Origin of the sequence: Bacillus sp. Brlt_9 (assembly GCF_051948935.1) — a bacterium.
In the GTDB taxonomy this organism is placed as follows: domain Bacteria; phylum Bacillota; class Bacilli; order Bacillales; family Bacillaceae_G; genus Bacillus_A.
Map to the genome: position 1 here is coordinate 1 of NZ_JAYJLO010000008.1, position 18430 is coordinate 18430.

The window sequence follows — 18430 nt, forward strand, 5'->3', positions numbered from 1 at the left end:
ATTTTTATATATGAAATGTCATAATCCATACATTTAATAACCCTAAAGAAGAAAAAGAATGAAAATGAGACTATTCAAAGGGGGAAGCATGAGAAGCGCGTAGTTGTTTTTTTCATTGTTGTCCTCATTATAAATATAGACGGTATGCTTTATATTAAAGCATACTGAATTAGTATATAAACCGTTGTGCGTATAATAGATCTCTAGAAATATATATTTTAATTTCTTATCCTTCTTGCATATAGTTACAATAATTCTTTTGAATATAACTAAAACACGAACGTTATTGGTTAGTAATAAAAAAACATTCGATTATTTGTTGACATTGTTTATGAAATATTGTTAATATAGCCATAGAAAGAATAATATATAAGACCTCATATAATCGCGGGGATATGGCCTGCAAGTCTCTACCTAACGACCGTTATTCGTTAGACTATGAGGGAAAGTCACTCGGTATTTTTCTATTCACAAGGGATACGTATGCCTGAGTAGAGCACTTTCTCTCATAGTAAAAGAGAAACTGTTCTATTTCAGGCTTTTTTTATTTGAATCGGGGGGATTCTAATATGAAATCACTAGTTGGAGTCATAATGGGAAGCACGTCAGACTGGGAAACAATGAAATATGCTTGTGACATTTTAGATGAATTAAATATACCGTATGAGAAAAAAGTTGTATCCGCTCATCGGACTCCGGATTATATGTTTGAATATGCAGAAACGGCTCGTGAACGTGGATTGAAAGTTATTATTGCTGGAGCTGGTGGAGCAGCGCATTTACCAGGAATGGTTGCAGCGAAGACAAATCTTCCTGTAATCGGAGTTCCAGTTCAATCAAAAGCGTTAAACGGCTTAGATTCATTATTATCCATCGTCCAAATGCCAGGAGGGGTTCCAGTTGCAACTGTTGCAATTGGTAAGGCTGGTTCAACAAATGCTGGTTTACTTGCTGCACAAATACTTGGATCATTCCATGATGATATACATGATGCATTAGAATTGAGAAGAGAAGCAATTGAAAAAGATGTGCGCGAAGGTAGTGAGCTAGTATGACGAGAATCATTTTACCTGGAAAAACAATCGGCATTATTGGAGGCGGCCAGCTAGGAAGAATGATGGCATTGGCAGCTAAGGAGATGGGATATAAAATTGCTGTTTTAGATCCTACAAAAAATTCACCATGTGCACAAGTTGCGGATATTGAAATTGTTGCATCATATGACGATTTAAAAGCAATTCAGCATTTGGCGGAGATCAGTGATGTTGTCACATATGAATTTGAGAATATTGATTATAGATGTTTACAATGGCTTGAAAAACATGCTTACTTACCGCAAGGCAGTCAGTTGTTAAGTAAAACGCAAAATCGTTTTACAGAAAAGAATGCAATTGAGAAAGCTGGGTTACCAGTAGCGACGTATAGAATGGTTCAAAACGAAGAGCAGCTTACTGAAGCAATCGCTGAGCTATCATATCCTTCCGTCTTAAAAACAACGACAGGTGGATATGATGGGAAAGGGCAAGTTGTTTTAAGAAGTGAGGCTGACGTTGATAAAGCGCAAAAGCTTGCGAATGCAGCAGAGTGTATTTTAGAGAAATGGGTGCCTTTTGAAAAAGAAGTATCAGTTATTGTAATTCGTAGTGTAAGTGGTGAAACGAAGGTATTTCCGGTAGCGGAAAATATCCATGTAAATAACATTTTGCATGAATCTATCGTTCCGGCTCGCATTACAGAAGAACTTTCTCAAAAAGCAATTGCTTATGCAAGAGTGCTTGCGGATGAACTAGAACTTGTGGGAACACTAGCGGTAGAGATGTTTGCTACAGCTGATGGTGAGATTTATATTAATGAATTAGCACCAAGGCCTCACAATTCAGGACACTATACACAGGATGCATGTGAAACGAGTCAATTCGGTCAACATATTCGAGCAATCTGTAATTTACCTCTTGGAGAAACAAATTTGTTAAAACCAGTTGTCATGGTAAACATTTTAGGCGAACATATAGAAGGGGTCCTAAGACAAGTGAATAGATTAACCGGGTGCTATTTACATTTGTATGGAAAAGAAGAAGCAAAAGCGCAGCGAAAAATGGGGCATGTTAATATTTTAAATGATAATATTGAAGTCGCTCTAGAAAAAGCGAAGAGTTTGCATATTTGGGACCATCAAGAACAACTGTTGGAGGGAAAAAGATGATTAGTCGTTATACACGCCCAGAAATGGGTGCCATTTGGACGGAAGAGAACAAATTTAAAGCGTGGTTAGAAGTTGAGATTTTAGCTTGTGAAGCATGGGCTGAGCTTGGCGATATTCCAAAAGAAGATGTTAAAAAAATTCGTGAGCATGCATCATTTGATATTGATCGTATTTATGAAATTGAAAAAGAAACACGTCATGACGTAGTTGCATTCACTCGTGCTGTATCAGAAACACCAGCATTAGGCGAAGAACGTAAATGGGTTCATTACGGTTTAACATCTACAGACGTAGTAGATACAGCGTTATCTTACATCTTAAAACAAGCGAATGAAATCATATTAAAAGACTTAGAAAACTTTGTAAGCATTTTAGCTAACAAAGCAAAAGAGCATAAATACACGATCATGATGGGAAGAACACACGGTGTTCATGCAGAACCAACAACATTTGGTTTAAAACTTGGTCTTTGGTATGAAGAAATGAAACGTAACGTAGAGCGTTTCAAACAAGCCGCTGATACAGTTCGCGTTGGTAAACTATCGGGTGCGGTTGGTACATACGCAAATATCAATCCATTCGTAGAAAAGTATGTTTGTGAAAACTTAGGATTAGAAGCAGCACCAATTTCAACACAAACATTGCAACGTGATCGCCATGCTCATTACATGTCAACACTTGCATTAATCGCAACATCTATCGAAAAGATGGCAGTTGAGATTCGTGGTTTACAAAAGAGTGAAACACGTGAAGTTGAAGAAGCTTTCGCAAAAGGCCAAAAAGGTTCTTCTGCAATGCCGCATAAGCGTAATCCAATTGGTTCTGAAAATATGACTGGTTTAGCTCGTGTTATCCGCGGTTATATGATGACAGCTTATGAGAATGTTCCATTATGGCATGAGCGTGACATTTCTCACTCTTCAGCAGAACGCGTAATTTTACCAGATGCTACAATCGCGTTAAATTACATGTTAAATCGCTTTGGTAATATCGTTAAAAACTTAACTGTATACCCAGAGAATATGAAACGCAACATGACAAGAACATACGGCTTAATTTATTCTCAGCGCGTAATGCTTACGTTAATCGACAAAGGTATGGTACGTGAAGAAGCTTATGATATCGTACAGCCTAAAGCGATGGAAGCTTGGGAAACACAAGTACAATTTAAAGAGCTTGTAGAAGCTGATGAGCGTATTACAAGCAAGTTAACACAAGAAGAAATTAATGAATGCTTCAACTATGAGCATCATATGCAACATGTTGATACAATCTTTGAACGCCTTGGATTAAACGAAGCGTAAAATTTCATATGGCACAGAATAGAGTCATTCTGTGCCATTCTTTATAAAAACATTATTCACATTTTTCAAACTACAGGGGGCTTGCGAAATGCAAAAGCTAGAATTGCTGTATGAAGGTAAGGCAAAAAGAATTTATCGTACAGAATCAGCAGATATGGTTTGGGTAGAGTACAAAGATAGTGCGACTGCTTTCAATGGGGAGAAAAAAGAGACGATTACAGGAAAAGGTCGTTTGAACAATGAGATTACAACTTTATTGTTCAGAAAGTTACAAGAAGTAGGAATTAAAACACACTTTGTTGAGAAGCTATCTGAAACAGAACAGCTTGTTAAAAAAGTGAGTATTATTCCTTTAGAAGTTGTCACAAGAAATGTAATTGCAGGAAGTCTTTCAAAACGATTAGGAATGGAAGAGGGAACTGTACTTGCAGAACCAATCGTAGAATTTTACTTCAAAGATGATGATTTAGGAGATCCGCTTGTAACGGAAGATCATATTCGTGTATTAAACGTTGCGTCGCCAGAGCAAGTAAGCGTATTACGAGATATGGCTCTACAAATCAATCAAGTGTTGATTGATCATTTCGCAAGCTGTCGTGTAAGATTAGTAGATTTTAAATTAGAGTTTGGTGTAACGGAAGAAGGAGAAATCATTTTAGCGGATGAAATTTCACCAGATACTTGCCGTTTATGGGATGAAACGAGCAATGAAAAGTTTGATAAAGACGTATTCCGTCGTGATCTTGGAAATTTAACAGATGCTTATGAAGAGATTTTAAAACGTTTAGGGGGAATTTCACATGTATAAAGTTAAGGTATATGTAACATTAAGAGAAAGCGTATTAGATCCACAAGGAACAGCAGTAAAAGGAGCGCTTCATAGCCTTTCTTTCACAGAAGTACAAGACGTTCGAATCGGAAAATATATGGAATTAACAATTGATAAATCAGTATCTGATCTAGATAGTAAGGTAAAAGAAATGTGTGAAAAATTATTAGCAAACGTTGTAATGGAAGACTTCCGTTATGAAGTTGAGGAGGTTGTCGCACAGTGAAATTTGCAGTAATAGTATTTCCGGGTTCGAACTGTGATGTCGATATGTTCCATGCAATTAAAGATGAGCTTGGCGAAGAAGTAGATTACGTTTGGCACGATACAGAGAATTTAGATGAATATGATGCAATTTTACTACCAGGTGGATTCTCTTACGGTGACTACTTACGCTGCGGTGCTATTTCTCGCTTCGCGAATGCAATGAAAGCAGTGCAAAAAGCTGCTGAGCAAGGAAAGCCGATTTTAGGTGTATGTAATGGATTCCAGATTCTTGTTGAATCAGGATTACTACCAGGAGCGTTAATGAGAAACGAAAATTTAAAATTTATGTGTCGCACTGTTCAGTTGCGTGTTGAAAATAATGAAACGATGTTTACATCACAATATGAAAAAGATGAAGTAATCAATATTCCAATCGCGCATGGTGAGGGGAATTACTATTGTGATGAAGAAACGCTAAAACGATTAGAAGAGAATAATCAAATCGCATTCCGTTACGTAGAAAATCCGAATGGAAGCGTTTCAGATATTGCTGGTATTGTAAATGAAAAAGGAAATGTACTTGGTATGATGCCACACCCAGAGCGTGCTGTAGATGAATTACTTGGCGGTGCTGAAGGGTTAAAAGTCTTTCAATCTATCTTAAAACAGTGGAGGGAAACATATGTCGTTAATGCTTGAACCAAATCCAACACAAATTAAAGAAGAGCGCATATATGCGGAAATGGGGCTAACAGACGAAGAGTTTGCCATGGTTGAAAAGATTTTAGGCCGTCTGCCAAATTATACAGAAACAGGATTATTTTCTGTTATGTGGTCTGAACATTGCAGTTATAAAAATTCAAAACCAGTACTTCGAAAATTCCCAACAACAGGCGAGCGCGTCTTACAAGGACCTGGGGAAGGTGCTGGAATTGTTGATATCGGTGATAATCAAGCGGTTGTATTTAAAATGGAAAGTCATAACCATCCTTCAGCTATTGAACCATATCAAGGAGCAGCAACAGGTGTTGGTGGTATTATCCGTGACGTGTTCTCTATGGGAGCACGCCCAGTAGCTCTATTAAACTCACTTCGCTTCGGTGAATTACAGTCACCACGTGTGAAATATTTATTCGAAGAAGTAGTAGCAGGGATTGCTGGATACGGTAACTGTATCGGCATTCCGACTGTTGGCGGCGAAGTACAGTTTGATCCATGTTATGAAGGAAATCCACTTGTAAATGCAATGTGTGTAGGCTTAATTAATCATGAAGATATTAAAAAAGGGCAAGCGCACGGTGCTGGAAATACAGTAATGTACGTAGGAGCATCAACTGGTCGTGACGGTATTCACGGTGCAACATTCGCATCTGAAGAGTTATCTGAAAGCTCAGAAGCGAAGCGTCCAGCGGTTCAAGTAGGAGATCCATTTATGGAGAAACTTCTTATTGAAGCTTGCTTAGAACTGATTCAGTCAGATGCACTTGTTGGAATCCAAGATATGGGTGCAGCTGGTTTAACATCATCTTCTGCAGAAATGGCAAGTAAAGCAGGAATGGGTATTGAAATGTACTTAGATGATGTACCACAGCGTGAAACAGGAATGACACCATATGAAATGATGCTATCTGAATCACAAGAGCGTATGTTAATTGTTGTGAAAAAAGGTAGAGAGCAAGAAATAGTAGATTTATTCGAGAAGTATGGTCTTGCAGCCGTTACGATGGGGAAAGTAACGGAAGACAAAATGCTTCGCTTATTCCATAAAGGTGAAAAGGTAGCTGAAGTACCAGCAGATGCTCTTGCAGAAGAAGCTCCAATTTATCATAAACCATCAAAAGAAGCAGCATACTTTGCTGAATTCCAAGCAATGAAAATGGAAACACCAAAAGTAGAAAATTATAAAGAAACGTTATTCGCTCTATTACAACAACCGACGATTGCAAGTAAAGAGTGGGTTTATGATCAATATGATTATCAAGTTCGCACAAGCACAGTTGTTACACCAGGTTCAGATGCAGCAGTTGTACGTGTACGAGGTACAGAAAAAGGATTAGCAATGACGACAGATTGTAACTCTCGCTACATTTATTTAGATCCAGAAGTGGGCGGTAAAATCGCAGTAGCAGAGGCAGCACGTAATATCGTATGTTCTGGAGGAGAGCCACTTGCAATTACAGATTGCTTAAACTTCGGTAATCCAGAAAAACCAGAAATCTTCTGGCAAATTGAGAAATCAGTAGATGGTATGAGTGAAGCTTGTCGCACATTACAAACACCAGTTATCGGCGGAAACGTATCAATGTATAACGAGCGTAGTGGTGAAGCTGTATACCCAACACCGACAGTTGGGATGGTTGGACTTGTACACGATTTAAAACATGTAACAACACAAGAGTTTAAGCAAGCTGGCGATTTAGTTTATGTAATCGGAGAGACGAAAGCTGAGTTTGGTGGAAGTGAATTACAGAAAATGATTCACGGCAAAATTTTCGGTCAATCACCAAGCATCGATCTAGACGTAGAATTAAAACGTCAAAAACAAGTATTAGCAGCAATTCAAGCTGGACTTGTTCAATCTGCTCATGATGTTGCTGAAGGTGGTTTAGCGGTTGCAATTACTGAAAGTGCCATTGGTGCAAAAGGTTTAGGTGCTACTGTGAAATTAGACGGAGAAGCTACAGCAGCATTATTCGCTGAATCACAATCTCGCTTCGTTATAACTGTAAAACGAGAAAATAAAGAAGCGTTCGAGAAAGCGGTAGAAGCAATTCAAGTTGGAGAAGTAACAAATACAAATGAAGTAACAATTCATAATGAAGAAGATGAAGTATTACTTACAGCAAATGTAGATGAAATGAGAAAGGCTTGGAAAGGGGCAATCCCATGCTTGCTGAAATAAAGGGGTTAAATGAAGAATGTGGCGTTTTCGGAATTTGGGGGCATGAAAATGCAGCACAAGTTTCATACTACGGATTGCACAGTTTACAGCACCGTGGGCAAGAAGGCGCAGGCATTGTCGTAAATAATGGGGAAAAAATCGTCGGTCACAAGGGGTTAGGTTTAATATCAGAAGTGTTTTCAAGAGGTGAGCTAGAAGGATTGAACGGAAAATCAGCAATCGGACACGTGCGATACGCGACGGCTGGTGGAAGTGAAGTTGCTAACGTTCAACCATTATTATTCCGTTTTTCTGATCATAGTATGGCATTAGCTCATAACGGGAATTTAATTAATGCAAAAATGCTTCGCCGCGAATTAGAGGCAGAGGGAAGTATTTTTCAAACAAGTTCAGATACAGAAGTACTTTTACATCTTATTAAACGTAGTACGAAAGATTCGTTAATTGAAAGTGTAAAAGAGGCTCTAAATAAAGTGAAAGGTGCGTTTGCATATCTTTTACTAACTGGAAATGAAATGATTGTTGCGTTAGATCCAAATGGGTTCCGTCCTCTTTCAATCGGAAAGATGGGTGATGCTTACGTTGTAGCATCAGAAACATGTGCTTTCGATGTAGTAGGTGCAACATATATTCGTGATGTAGAACCAGGTGAATTACTTATCATCAATGATGAAGGAATTCACGTAGATCGTTTTACAAATGAAGTAGATCATGCAATTTGTAGCATGGAGTACATTTACTTTGCGCGTCCGGATTCTAATATTGCAGGTATTAACGTCCATGCAGCACGTAAAAACATGGGGAAACGTTTGGCGGCAGAAGCTCCTATTGAAGCTGATGTTGTTACTGGTGTACCAGACTCTAGTATTTCAGCAGCAATTGGTTATGCTGAGGCGACAGGTATTCCATATGAGTTAGGATTAATTAAAAATCGTTACGTTGGACGTACGTTTATTCAACCTTCTCAGGAGCTGCGAGAGCAAGGGGTTAAGATGAAGCTTTCAGCAGTAAGAGGTGTAGTGGAAGGAAAACGAGTTGTTATGATTGACGACTCTATCGTAAGAGGGACGACAAGTAAACGAATTGTTCGTATGCTGCGTGAGGCTGGTGCGACGGAAGTTCACGTAAGAATCGCTTCACCACCTCTTAAGTATCCATGCTTCTACGGCATTGATATTCAAACGAGAAAAGAACTAATCGCGGCAAATAATACAGTAGAAGAAATCCGTGAAATGATCGGTGCGGATTCACTAACATTTTTAAGTGAAGATGGATTAGTAGATGCAATTGGACGTCCATATGAAGGAAAATATGGAGGTCTATGCATGGCTTACTTTAATGGGGATTATCCGACAGCTCTTTATGATTATGAGCAAGAGCTTTTAGAAAGTATGAAATAAGAAAGAAAAGCTTCTACATGATTTGGTGTAGAAGCTGGCTTCTTTCTTAAAATAGCCCGTCCTGGATGGGGAGAAATTAAAAGACGAGGTGTAAATAACGATGGCGAATGCATATAAGCAAGCAGGAGTAGATATTGAAGCTGGATATGAAGCGGTATCTCGCATGAAAAAACACGTACAAACAACTATGAGAAAAGAAGTACTAGGCGGTTTAGGCGGTTTTGGAGGTATGTTTGATCTATCAAAATTTGCATTAGAAGAACCTGTATTAGTATCTGGAACAGATGGCGTGGGAACGAAATTGATGCTCGCTTTTATGGCAGATAAACATGACACGATTGGTATTGATGCAGTAGCAATGTGTGTAAATGATATTGTTGTCCAAGGAGCAGAGCCGCTTTTCTTCCTTGATTATATTGCTTGTGGTAAAGCTGAACCTAGTAAAATTGAAAACATCGTCAAAGGTATATCAGAAGGTTGTCGCCAAGCTGGTTGTGCATTAATTGGTGGAGAAACAGCTGAAATGCCAGGAATGTATTCTACGGAAGAATACGATTTAGCGGGCTTTACAGTTGGGATTGTTGATAAAAAGAAAATTGTAACAGGTGAAAAAATTGAAGCGGGTCACGTATTAATTGGCTTAGCATCTAGCGGTATTCATAGTAATGGTTACTCTTTAGTACGAAAAGTATTACTAGAAGATGGAGAATTATCTTTAGATCGTATTTATGGACGCTTAGAGCTACCTCTTGGTGAAGAATTATTAAAACCAACGAAAATTTATGTCAAACCTATTTTAGAACTATTGAAGAAATATGAAGTATACGGTATGGCGCATATTACAGGTGGTGGATTCATTGAAAATATCCCACGTATGTTGCCGGAAGGAATTGGTGCTGAAATTGAGCTAGGAGCTTGGGAAATTCAGCCGATCTTCAGTTTACTTCAAGAAGTTGGGAAACTAGAAGAAAAAGAAATGTTCAATATTTTTAACATGGGTATTGGTATGGTAGTAGCGGTGAAGGAAGAAGATGCAAAAGATGTTGTTCGTCTTCTTGAAGAGCAAGGAGAAATAGCTCGTATTATTGGACGTACTGTACAAGGGGCTGGCGTTACTTTCAATGGGGGCACAGCACTATGAGTAGATTAGCAGTTTTTGCTTCTGGGAGTGGATCTAACTTTCAATCTCTCGTTAATGCGGTAGAAGAAAAAAGATTGGATGCAGAAATTAGTTTATTAGTATGTGATAAACCAGAAGCACGCGCTGTTGGGCGGGCGCATTATCATCATATTCCGTGCTTCGCCTTTTCAGCGAAAGCATATGAGTCAAAAGAAGCGTTTGAAAAAGAGATATTAAAGAAGCTAGAGGAATATGAAATTGATTATGTTATTTTAGCTGGCTATATGCGTTTAATTGGGCCGACATTACTAGAAGCATACGGCGGGAAAATTATTAATATTCATCCATCATTACTACCGAGTTTTCCAGGTAAAGATGCTGTCGGTCAAGCGTTAGAAGCAGGTGTGAAAGTTACTGGAGTAACGATTCATTATGTAGATGCAGGTATGGATACAGGTCCAATTATTGCGCAAGAAGCAGTATTTGTTTCTGAAGGGGATACGAGAGAAAGCTTACAAAAGAAAATTCAACAAGTTGAACATAAATTATACGTAAATACAGTGAATCAAATTGTTCAGTCTGTGAAAGAACCAACTGTTAACTAACATACAACTAGGGGTGAAGGATCAATGAAAAAGCGTGCATTAGTAAGTGTTTCAGATAAAACAGGAGTAGTAGAATTTGTTAAAGGATTACTTGAACAAGGGATCGAAGTTATTTCAACAGGTGGTACGAAAAAATTACTAGAAGAGAACGGTTTACAAGTAATTGGTATTTCTGAAGTAACGGGTTTCCCAGAAATTATGGATGGTCGTGTAAAAACATTACACCCAAATATTCATGGTGGTCTATTAGCGGTTCGTGATAATGAAACGCATGTAGCGCAAATGAATGAATTAGGTATTCAAGCAATTGATTTTGTTGTTGTAAACTTATATCCATTTAAAGAAACAATCGCTAAGCCTGATGTAACATTTGCTGATGCAATTGAAAATATTGATATCGGTGGTCCAACAATGATTCGCTCTGCTGCGAAAAATCATAAATTTGTATCGGTAATTGTAGATCCAGTAGATTACGATGTTGTATTAGCAGAACTGAAAGAGAACGGTGAAGTAAAAGAAGAAACGAAACGTAAATTAGCAGCGAAAGTATTCCGTCATACAGCGGCATATGATGCGTTAATCTCTAACTACTTAACAGAGCAAATGGGTGAAGAAAGCCCAGAAACATTAACAGTGACATTTGAGAAAAAACAAGATTTACGTTATGGAGAAAATCCACATCAAAAAGCAACATTCTATAAAGCTCCATTCGCTGTAACTTCTTCTGTTGCATACGCAGAACAACTACACGGTAAAGAATTATCTTATAACAATATTAACGATGCAGATGCAGCACTTAGTATCGTGAAAGAATTTACAGAACCAGCAGTAGTAGCGGTAAAACATATGAATCCATGTGGTGTTGGAGTAGGAACTGATATTCATGAAGCATATACACGCGCTTATGAGGCAGATCCAGTATCAATCTTTGGTGGTATTATTGCAGCAAATCGTGAAATTGATAAAGCTACAGCTGAAAAGTTACATGAAATTTTCTTAGAAATTGTTATCGCTCCTTCGTTCTCACAAGAAGCTTTAGAAGTGTTACAAAGTAAGAAAAACTTACGCTTACTAACTGTAAATATTGAAAAAGCAACAAGTGCAAGTAAAAAACTAACTTCTGTACAAGGTGGTCTTCTTGTTCAAGAGGAAGATACGTTATCGTTAGATGAAAGTACAATTTCAATTCCAACGAAACGTGAACCGTCAGAGCAAGAGTGGAAAGATTTAAAACTAGCTTGGAAAGTTGTAAAACATGTGAAATCAAACGCAATTGTTTTAGCGAATGATAACATGACAGTTGGTGTAGGGGCAGGACAGATGAACCGTGTAGGTTCTGCAAAAATTGCCATCACACAAGCTGGCGAAAAAGCACAAGGTAGCGCACTTGCATCAGATGCTTTCTTCCCAATGCCAGATACAGTAGAAGAAGCAGCAAAAGCAGGGATTACAGCGATCATTCAACCAGGCGGATCAATCCGTGACGAAGATTCTATCAAAGTGGCAGATAAGTATGGGATTGCTATGGTGTTCACTGGCGTACGTCATTTTAAACATTAATAGAGCAATTGTGGAAAAAACAAACTAGGAGCAGCATAGCTTCTAGTTTGTACTTATTTAAGTATCGGGGGATGAAATATGAATGTTTTAGTAATCGGCCGCGGTGGGCGTGAGCATGCTTTAGCTTGGAAGTTCGCGCAATCTGAAAAGGTGGAAAAGGTGTATGTAGCACCGGGTAATGAAGGTATGCGAGATGTTGCAACACCAGTTGATATTGATGAAAATGATTTTGATGCATTAGTTTTATTTGCTAAAGAGAATAAGGTTGAATTAACTTTCGTTGGACCAGAAATTCCACTTATGAATGGAATTGTTGATCGTTTTAAAGAAGAGGGACTTCGTGTATTTGGTCCAAATAAGGCGGCTGCTGTTATTGAAGGTAGTAAGGCTTTTACGAAAGAATTGATGAAAAAGTATGATATTCCAACGGCGGCATATGAAACTTTTACAGATTATGAAGAAGCAGTACAATACATTCAAAAAGTTGGTGCGCCAATCGTTATTAAAGCTGATGGCCTAGCTGCTGGTAAAGGTGTAACAGTAGCAATGACACTTGAAGAGGCACTACAAGCTGCGAAAGAAATGCTACAAGATGTAAAGTTCGGCGAAGCAAGTAAGAAGGTTGTTATTGAAGAGTTTTTAGATGGACAAGAATTTTCATTAATGGCATTTGTGAATGGAACAACTGTGCATCCGATGGTAATTGCTCAAGATCATAAACGAGCTTTTGATGGTGATAAAGGTCCAAATACAGGCGGAATGGGGGCATATTCTCCAGTACCACAAATTTCAGAATCGGCAGTTCAAGAGGCGATAAAAACGGTATTACATCCAACTGCTAAAGCGATGATTGCAGAAAATCGATCGTTTACAGGGATTTTATATGCAGGACTTATTTTAACAAATGATGGCCCAAAGGTAATTGAATTTAATGCCCGCTTTGGCGATCCTGAAACAGAAGTAGTATTACCTCGCTTAGAAAATGATTTAGTTGATGTATGTAACGCTGTATTAGATAAAAGTGAGTTAACGTTACAATGGTCAGAAGAAGCCGTAATCGGTGTCGTACTTGCTTCGAAAGGATATCCAGAAGCATATAAAAAAGGTGACATTATTAACGGATTAGATGCATTGCAGGATGTAATTGTGTTCCATTCAGGTACAGCAATGAAACATGGGGACTTTGTGACAAACGGTGGCCGTGTACTATTTGTTGCTTGTAAGGCGAATAGTTTGCAAGAAGCAAAAGATAAAGTATATAAAGAAATCGGTAAAATTGAGAGTGATGGTCTATTTTATCGAAGTGATATAGGATATCGTGCAATTGGGCATGAGATGACGAGAAGTTAATATGAAAATCCCGCTGATTTCTCAGCGGGATTTTTTATGCCTCTTTATCTTTTTTCAATTTACCTTTTTGCTTTGCCATTTCTCGAAGTAAATACTCGATGTGTGCATTGACGCTACGAAACTCATCATTCGCCCATTTTTCGATGACTGCGTGTAATTCAGGATCAATACGTAATGGAAAGCTTTTCTTTTTAGCCATAATAATTTACAACCCTTTAGTATAGGCTTCCTGTATTAATAACCGGTTGCGCACCTTTATCTGAAACGATGGCAACTAATAAGTTATTTACCATATTTGCTTTACGCTCGTCATCGAGTTCCAGTACGCCTTCCTCATCTAACATATGGATTGAATCTTTAGCCATCTTAACAGCACCTTCAACAATCTCTTTTCTAGCAGCTAATACTGCTTTTGCTTGTTGACGTTGTAGCATTGCATGGGCAATTTCTGTTGCGTAAGCTAAATGTGTTAAACGAGTTTCTAATACTTCTACACCAGCGATTTCAAGACGTGCTTCTAATTCGCGTTTTAATTCTTCAGATACTTCTTCAGTATTTCCACGCAATGTAACGCTGGTTTCATCTTGGAAATTATCATAAGGATACTTCGTTGCAACGTGGCGGATTGCCGTTTCACTTTGAATTTCTACAAATCGATCATAATGTTCAACGCCGAACATTGCTTTTGCAGAATCAACAACTTTATAGACGATAACAGCTGCAATTTCAATTGGATTTCCGTCAACATCATTTACTTTCAATTTCTTACTGTTAAAGTTTTCAACACGTAACGATACAGTTTGACGGAATGCGAACGGAATCGTTAAAAATAAACCGTTTTGACGAATTGTTCCTAAATAATTACCGAAAAACGTAATGACTTTCGCTTGGTTTGGTTGAACAATACCAATACCTGTAGCGAGAACCGCGGCTAAAATAATCGTTAATGCTGCTCCTATGAAAATTTCTTGTGCAAGGAAAAATACACCGATAGCAGCTAAAATTAAAATCCCGATAATACCGAGAAAACCATTAACATAAAATACTTGTTTTTCTTTCATATGATCGCCTCCTGATATAAAAATGATATCACTTTTATATCATTTTAAGCAAGGGGTTTACACCTAATTTTCTGAAATTTATCGATTAGGTATTTTTTATGTATATTTTAAGATTTAAAATAAGAATGTATGTTCTGTTTTGTGGTAAAATAAAGAAGACTTAACCGCCCACTGCAGCAGCTAAGTCTCTTTGAGAGCATCTTGCATCGTGACAAATGATTCAAAGCGGTTTTGCCAGGATTATATCTTCAATCGCTGACTCAATCTCTTTGTCAGAAGCGTCATAACTTCCATTTGACCGTGGTTTGTCGTGATTGGAAGTTTGGTTCACTTCTTCTTTAGCATGTCCCTTTTCAGCAAAATTCATGCTAGGCATTTTAAATGCCCCCATATTCATGTATTTTCCGAATTTCCACATTTCAACAATAGGGCAGAAACGAACAATTCCCTCTGCAATTTTCATTGCACCAATCCATAGTAAGACGTTAGACCAAGTGCACCACGGCTTGCGTACAAGTTTAGCGCTACTACAGCCGAAGAGGATAAGTCCGAGTGTAATTCGAATTAGTGCATTTATTGTACCGATGTTTTGCTTCATTAGAAAAACACTCCTTTTTATGAAAGTTGAAATAGATAATACTATTTCTCTTATTAGTATCCCGTGTGATTTTTGGGATATGTAATCCAACATTTGACGTTGAAAAAGATGTTGGAATGTGCGTGTGTGCAAGTAGCTTTTTTTGTTATAATGAAAGAATGCATAAAAGGAAGTTCAAAATTAAATCCTCTCGTTTGAAAAAATGTGGAAGAGGGAATTCAAAACTTAATTCTCCGTTTTAAACAAATATTTAAGGTGAAGTTAAAAAAATCCTAATGAAAATAAACTGTTATTTTGAACAGAAATATACATAAATAGAGAAAAGAAAGGGTGTTTTCATGTACGATATTTCCGGGTGGAAACATGTATTTAAGCTTGATCCAAATAAGGAGTTAAGTGACGAACATTTAGAAATGATTTGTGAGTCTGGAACAGATGCTGTTATTGTAGGCGGAAGTGATGGAGTGACAATTGATAATGTACTACACATGCTAGTTAGCATTCGTAGATATGCAGTTCCTTGTGTGTTGGAGGTTTCTGATGTGGAAGCAATTACACCAGGATTTGATTTTTATTACATCCCAAGCGTTTTAAATAGCCGAAAAGTAGAATGGATAACAGGCGTTCATCATGAGGCTTTGAAAGAATTTGGGGATATTATGGATTGGGATGAAATTTTCATGGAAGGGTATTGTGTTTTAAATCCTGAAGCGAAAGTAGCCCAGCTTACAGATGCGAAATGTGATGTAACAGAAGATGATGTGATTGCATACGCGCGTTTAGCAGACAAGCTATTACGTTTACCGATATTTTATTTAGAATATAGCGGTACGTATGGAGACGTTGAACTTGTTAAAAATGTGAAAGCAGAATTGAAACAAGCTAAGTTGTATTATGGCGGCGGTATTTCTAATGCTGAACAAGCGAAGGAAATGGCGCAGTACGCTGATACAGTAGTTGTTGGAAATATTATTTATGATGATATAAAATCCGCGTTAAAAACAGTTAAAGCAGTAAAAGGAGAGTAGGTGCAGGCGTATATGAGTACGACAGATAGGTTATTAAATGGTTTAAATCCGCAGCAACAAAAAGCAGTACAAACAACGAACGGACCACTTCTATTAATGGCAGGTGCAGGTAGTGGTAAAACACGTGTGTTAACACATCGTATTGCGTATTTACTTGGTGAAAAAGGTATAGCCCCGTGGAATGTACTAGCTATTACCTTCACAAATAAAGCCGCTCGTGAAATGCGCGAGCGTATTGATACACTTGTCGGACCAGAAGCAGAAGATATTTGGATTTCTACGTTCCACTCTATGTGTGTACGTATTTTACGACGTGATATCGATCGTATTGGTATTAATCGTAATTTTACAATTTTAGATTCAGGCGATCAGTTAACTGTAGTCAAAAAAATTATGAAAGAGCGTAATATTGATCCGAAGAAATTTGAGCCGCGCTCTATTTTAGCTGGTATTAGTAATGCGAAAAATGAATTGTTATCTGCAGATAAATATGCGAAAAAAATTACAATCGCTGATCCATATGAAAAATTAACGAGCGATGTATATACAGAATATCAAAAACGTCTTCTAAAAAATAACTCATTAGACTTTGATGATTTAATTATGACAACGATTCAGTTATTTGAACGTGTTCCAGAAGTACTAGAGTTTTATCAGCGTAAGTTCCAATATATTCACGTGGATGAGTATCAAGATACGAACAAAGCGCAGTACCTTCTTGTTAACCATTTAGCAGCACGCTTTAAAAATTTATGCGTTGTAGGTGACTCAGATCAGTCTATTTATCGCTGGCGCGGAGCTGACATTTCTAACATTTTGTCATTTGAAAAAGACTATGAGAATGCGCAAGTTATTCTGTTAGAACAAAACTATCGTTCGTCACAAAATATTTTAAATGCAGCGAATGCTGTTATTGAAAAAAATACGAATCGTAAGCCGAAGAAATTATGGACAGATAATCAAGTTGGAAGCAAAATCTCGTATTATCGTGCTGCAACGGAAAAAGACGAAGCGTACTTTGTTGCGAAAAAAATTCGTGACGATATTCAAATGGGGAAACGAAAATATACTGATTTTGCAGTTTTATATCGTACAAATGCACAGTCTCGTATGGTCGAGGAGATTTTCCTGAAATCTAATATTCCTTACAAAATTGTCGGCGGTACGAAGTTCTACGATCGTAAAGAGATTAAAGACATTTTGGCGTATTTACGTTTAATTGGAAATCCAGACGATGAGATTAGTTTCGCACGTATTATAAACATGCCAAAGCGCGGAATTGGTGCGACTTCTATCGATAAAATTATTAATTACGGCGTGCAAAATGGAATTTCATTAACAGCTGTATTCGATGAGATTGAGCATGTTGGAGTAAGTGCAAAGGTTACAAAGGCAGTAAAAGAATTCGCAGGTTTATTACACAACTGGGTAAATATGCAAGAGTATTTATCTGTTACAGAATTGGTAGAAGAAGTGATTGAAAAAACAGGCTATCGCGATATGTTGAAAAACGAGCGTACGTTAGAAGCGGAAGGTCGTCTAGAGAACTTAGATGAGTTTTTATCTGTTACGCAAACATTTGAATCTCAAAGCGAAGATAAGAGCCTTGTTGCATTCTTAACAGACTTAGCACTTGTTGCTGATATCGATCGTGTAGATGAAGATCCAACTGCTGGTGAGGAAGTTATTTTAATGACGATGCACTCAGCGAAAGGATTAGAATTCCCGGTTGTCTTTATTGTTGGTTTAGAGGAAGGAATATTCCCGCATACTCGTTCTCTAATGGAAGAAGATGAAATGCAAGAAGAGCGTCGCCTTGCTTATGTAGGTATTACTCGTGCCGAAGAAGAGTTATATTTATCTAATGCACAAATGCGTACTTTATTTGGTAGAACAAGTATGAATGCCGCATCTCGATTTATTACAGAAATCCCGGCAGAACTAGTGGAATCATTAAATGAAACAGCGCCAAAGCGTGAAACTTCGTTTGGTGCAAAAGGAAGAACGGCCAGTAGCAGTAGAACGACAATGACAACTACAACACGTTCTCGTTCAGCTTTCGCACGTCCTGCAGCTAAGACGACAGGCGGCGAGCAAATTGGCTGGGCAGTAGGCGACAAAGCTTCCCATCAAAAATGGGGAGTTGGTACAGTTGTAAGTGTAAAAGGTGAAGGTGATGCAAAAGAATTAGATATTGCGTTCCCAAGCCCAATTGGTGTTAAACGTTTGTTAGCAAAATTTGCACCTGTGACGAAACAATAGG

Annotated in this window: 17 protein-coding genes and 1 riboswitch; of the genes, 14 read left to right on the plus strand and 3 right to left on the minus strand. The window is 37.9% G+C overall.

Translation table 11 applies throughout. From position 1 onward, the window contains the following. Nucleotides 1-357 precede the first annotated feature (357 nt). Nucleotides 358-459: riboswitch (purine riboswitch) on the plus strand. Nucleotides 460-569: 110 nt separating this feature from the next. From purE to purD, 12 genes are all read left to right on the plus strand, one after another. Next, the gene (gene purE, locus VF726_RS24410) at nucleotides 570-1055 is read left to right on the plus strand and encodes a 5-(carboxyamino)imidazole ribonucleotide mutase (RefSeq protein WP_000839367.1); all 486 of its coding nucleotides are present in this window, start codon (nucleotides 570-572) and stop codon (nucleotides 1053-1055) included. Continuing rightward, nucleotides 1052-2203 (plus strand): 5-(carboxyamino)imidazole ribonucleotide synthase, encoded by a 1152-nt coding sequence (gene purK, locus VF726_RS24415; RefSeq protein ID WP_440172795.1) that lies wholly within the window; start codon nucleotides 1052-1054, stop codon nucleotides 2201-2203. Before purE ends, purK begins: the two co-directional genes overlap by 4 nt. Continuing rightward, nucleotides 2200-3507, plus strand: coding sequence for an adenylosuccinate lyase (gene purB / locus VF726_RS24420; RefSeq protein ID WP_048567417.1), 1308 nt, complete (start codon nucleotides 2200-2202; stop codon nucleotides 3505-3507). Before purK ends, purB begins: the two co-directional genes overlap by 4 nt. A gap of 88 nt (nucleotides 3508-3595) precedes the next feature. Continuing rightward, nucleotides 3596-4315, plus strand: coding sequence for a phosphoribosylaminoimidazolesuccinocarboxamide synthase (purC, locus tag VF726_RS24425; RefSeq protein WP_001170544.1), 720 nt, complete (start codon nucleotides 3596-3598; stop codon nucleotides 4313-4315). Continuing rightward, complete coding sequence (gene purS, locus VF726_RS24430) at nucleotides 4308-4562, plus strand: phosphoribosylformylglycinamidine synthase subunit PurS (RefSeq protein ID WP_000278823.1); 255 nt, start codon at nucleotides 4308-4310, stop codon at nucleotides 4560-4562. Before purC ends, purS begins: the two co-directional genes overlap by 8 nt. Further along, nucleotides 4559-5242, plus strand: a complete 684-nt coding sequence (gene purQ, locus VF726_RS24435) for a phosphoribosylformylglycinamidine synthase subunit PurQ (RefSeq protein ID WP_048375606.1) — start codon at nucleotides 4559-4561, stop codon at nucleotides 5240-5242. Before purS ends, purQ begins: the two co-directional genes overlap by 4 nt. Next, nucleotides 5226-7445 (plus strand): phosphoribosylformylglycinamidine synthase II, encoded by a 2220-nt coding sequence (gene purL / locus VF726_RS24440; RefSeq protein WP_440172796.1) that lies wholly within the window; start codon nucleotides 5226-5228, stop codon nucleotides 7443-7445. The genes purQ and purL overlap by 17 nt, the downstream gene beginning before the upstream one ends. Beyond that, the gene (purF, locus tag VF726_RS24445) at nucleotides 7430-8845 is read left to right on the plus strand and encodes an amidophosphoribosyltransferase (RefSeq protein WP_000879031.1); all 1416 of its coding nucleotides are present in this window, start codon (nucleotides 7430-7432) and stop codon (nucleotides 8843-8845) included. The genes purL and purF overlap by 16 nt, the downstream gene beginning before the upstream one ends. A 100-nt stretch (nucleotides 8846-8945) precedes the next feature. Next, nucleotides 8946-9986, plus strand: a complete 1041-nt coding sequence (gene purM, locus VF726_RS24450) for a phosphoribosylformylglycinamidine cyclo-ligase (RefSeq protein ID WP_440172797.1) — start codon at nucleotides 8946-8948, stop codon at nucleotides 9984-9986. Continuing rightward, nucleotides 9983-10570 carry a phosphoribosylglycinamide formyltransferase gene (gene purN / locus VF726_RS24455; RefSeq protein ID WP_440172798.1) on the plus strand — a complete coding sequence of 196 codons (588 nt, stop codon included), beginning with the start codon at nucleotides 9983-9985 and terminating at the stop codon, nucleotides 10568-10570. Before purM ends, purN begins: the two co-directional genes overlap by 4 nt. Before the next feature lie 24 nt (nucleotides 10571-10594). Further along, nucleotides 10595-12130 (plus strand): bifunctional phosphoribosylaminoimidazolecarboxamide formyltransferase/IMP cyclohydrolase, encoded by a 1536-nt coding sequence (gene purH / locus VF726_RS24460; RefSeq protein WP_440172799.1) that lies wholly within the window; start codon nucleotides 10595-10597, stop codon nucleotides 12128-12130. A 78-nt stretch (nucleotides 12131-12208) separates the two neighbouring features. Beyond that, nucleotides 12209-13480, plus strand: a complete 1272-nt coding sequence (gene purD, locus VF726_RS24465) for a phosphoribosylamine--glycine ligase (RefSeq protein ID WP_440172800.1) — start codon at nucleotides 12209-12211, stop codon at nucleotides 13478-13480. A 34-nt stretch (nucleotides 13481-13514) separates the two neighbouring features. On the opposite strand, the gene VF726_RS24470 is transcribed toward purD, so the two are convergent. The 3 genes from VF726_RS24470 to VF726_RS24480 form a co-directional block, all read right to left on the minus strand. Continuing rightward, on the minus strand, nucleotides 13515-13679 hold the full coding sequence (locus tag VF726_RS24470; RefSeq protein WP_087957387.1) for a toxin-antitoxin system HicB family antitoxin: 165 nt from the start codon (nucleotides 13677-13679) through the stop codon (nucleotides 13515-13517). Nucleotides 13680-13695: 16 nt separating this feature from the next. Then, the gene (locus VF726_RS24475; RefSeq protein ID WP_088231847.1) at nucleotides 13696-14541 is read right to left on the minus strand and encodes an SPFH domain-containing protein; all 846 of its coding nucleotides are present in this window, start codon (nucleotides 14539-14541) and stop codon (nucleotides 13696-13698) included. Nucleotides 14542-14761: 220 nt separating this feature from the next. Continuing rightward, entirely contained in the window at nucleotides 14762-15139 is a 378-nt protein-coding gene (locus VF726_RS24480) for a YgaP family membrane protein (RefSeq protein ID WP_440172801.1), read from the minus strand. A 338-nt stretch (nucleotides 15140-15477) separates the two neighbouring features. Between VF726_RS24480 and VF726_RS24485 the strand changes: the two genes are divergently transcribed. Continuing rightward, nucleotides 15478-16167 (plus strand): heptaprenylglyceryl phosphate synthase, encoded by a 690-nt coding sequence (locus VF726_RS24485; RefSeq protein WP_440172802.1) that lies wholly within the window; start codon nucleotides 15478-15480, stop codon nucleotides 16165-16167. 12 nt (nucleotides 16168-16179) lie between these two features. Further along, entirely contained in the window at nucleotides 16180-18429 is a 2250-nt protein-coding gene (gene pcrA / locus VF726_RS24490; protein WP_440172803.1) for a DNA helicase PcrA, read from the plus strand. Nucleotide 18430 lies beyond the last annotated feature (1 nt).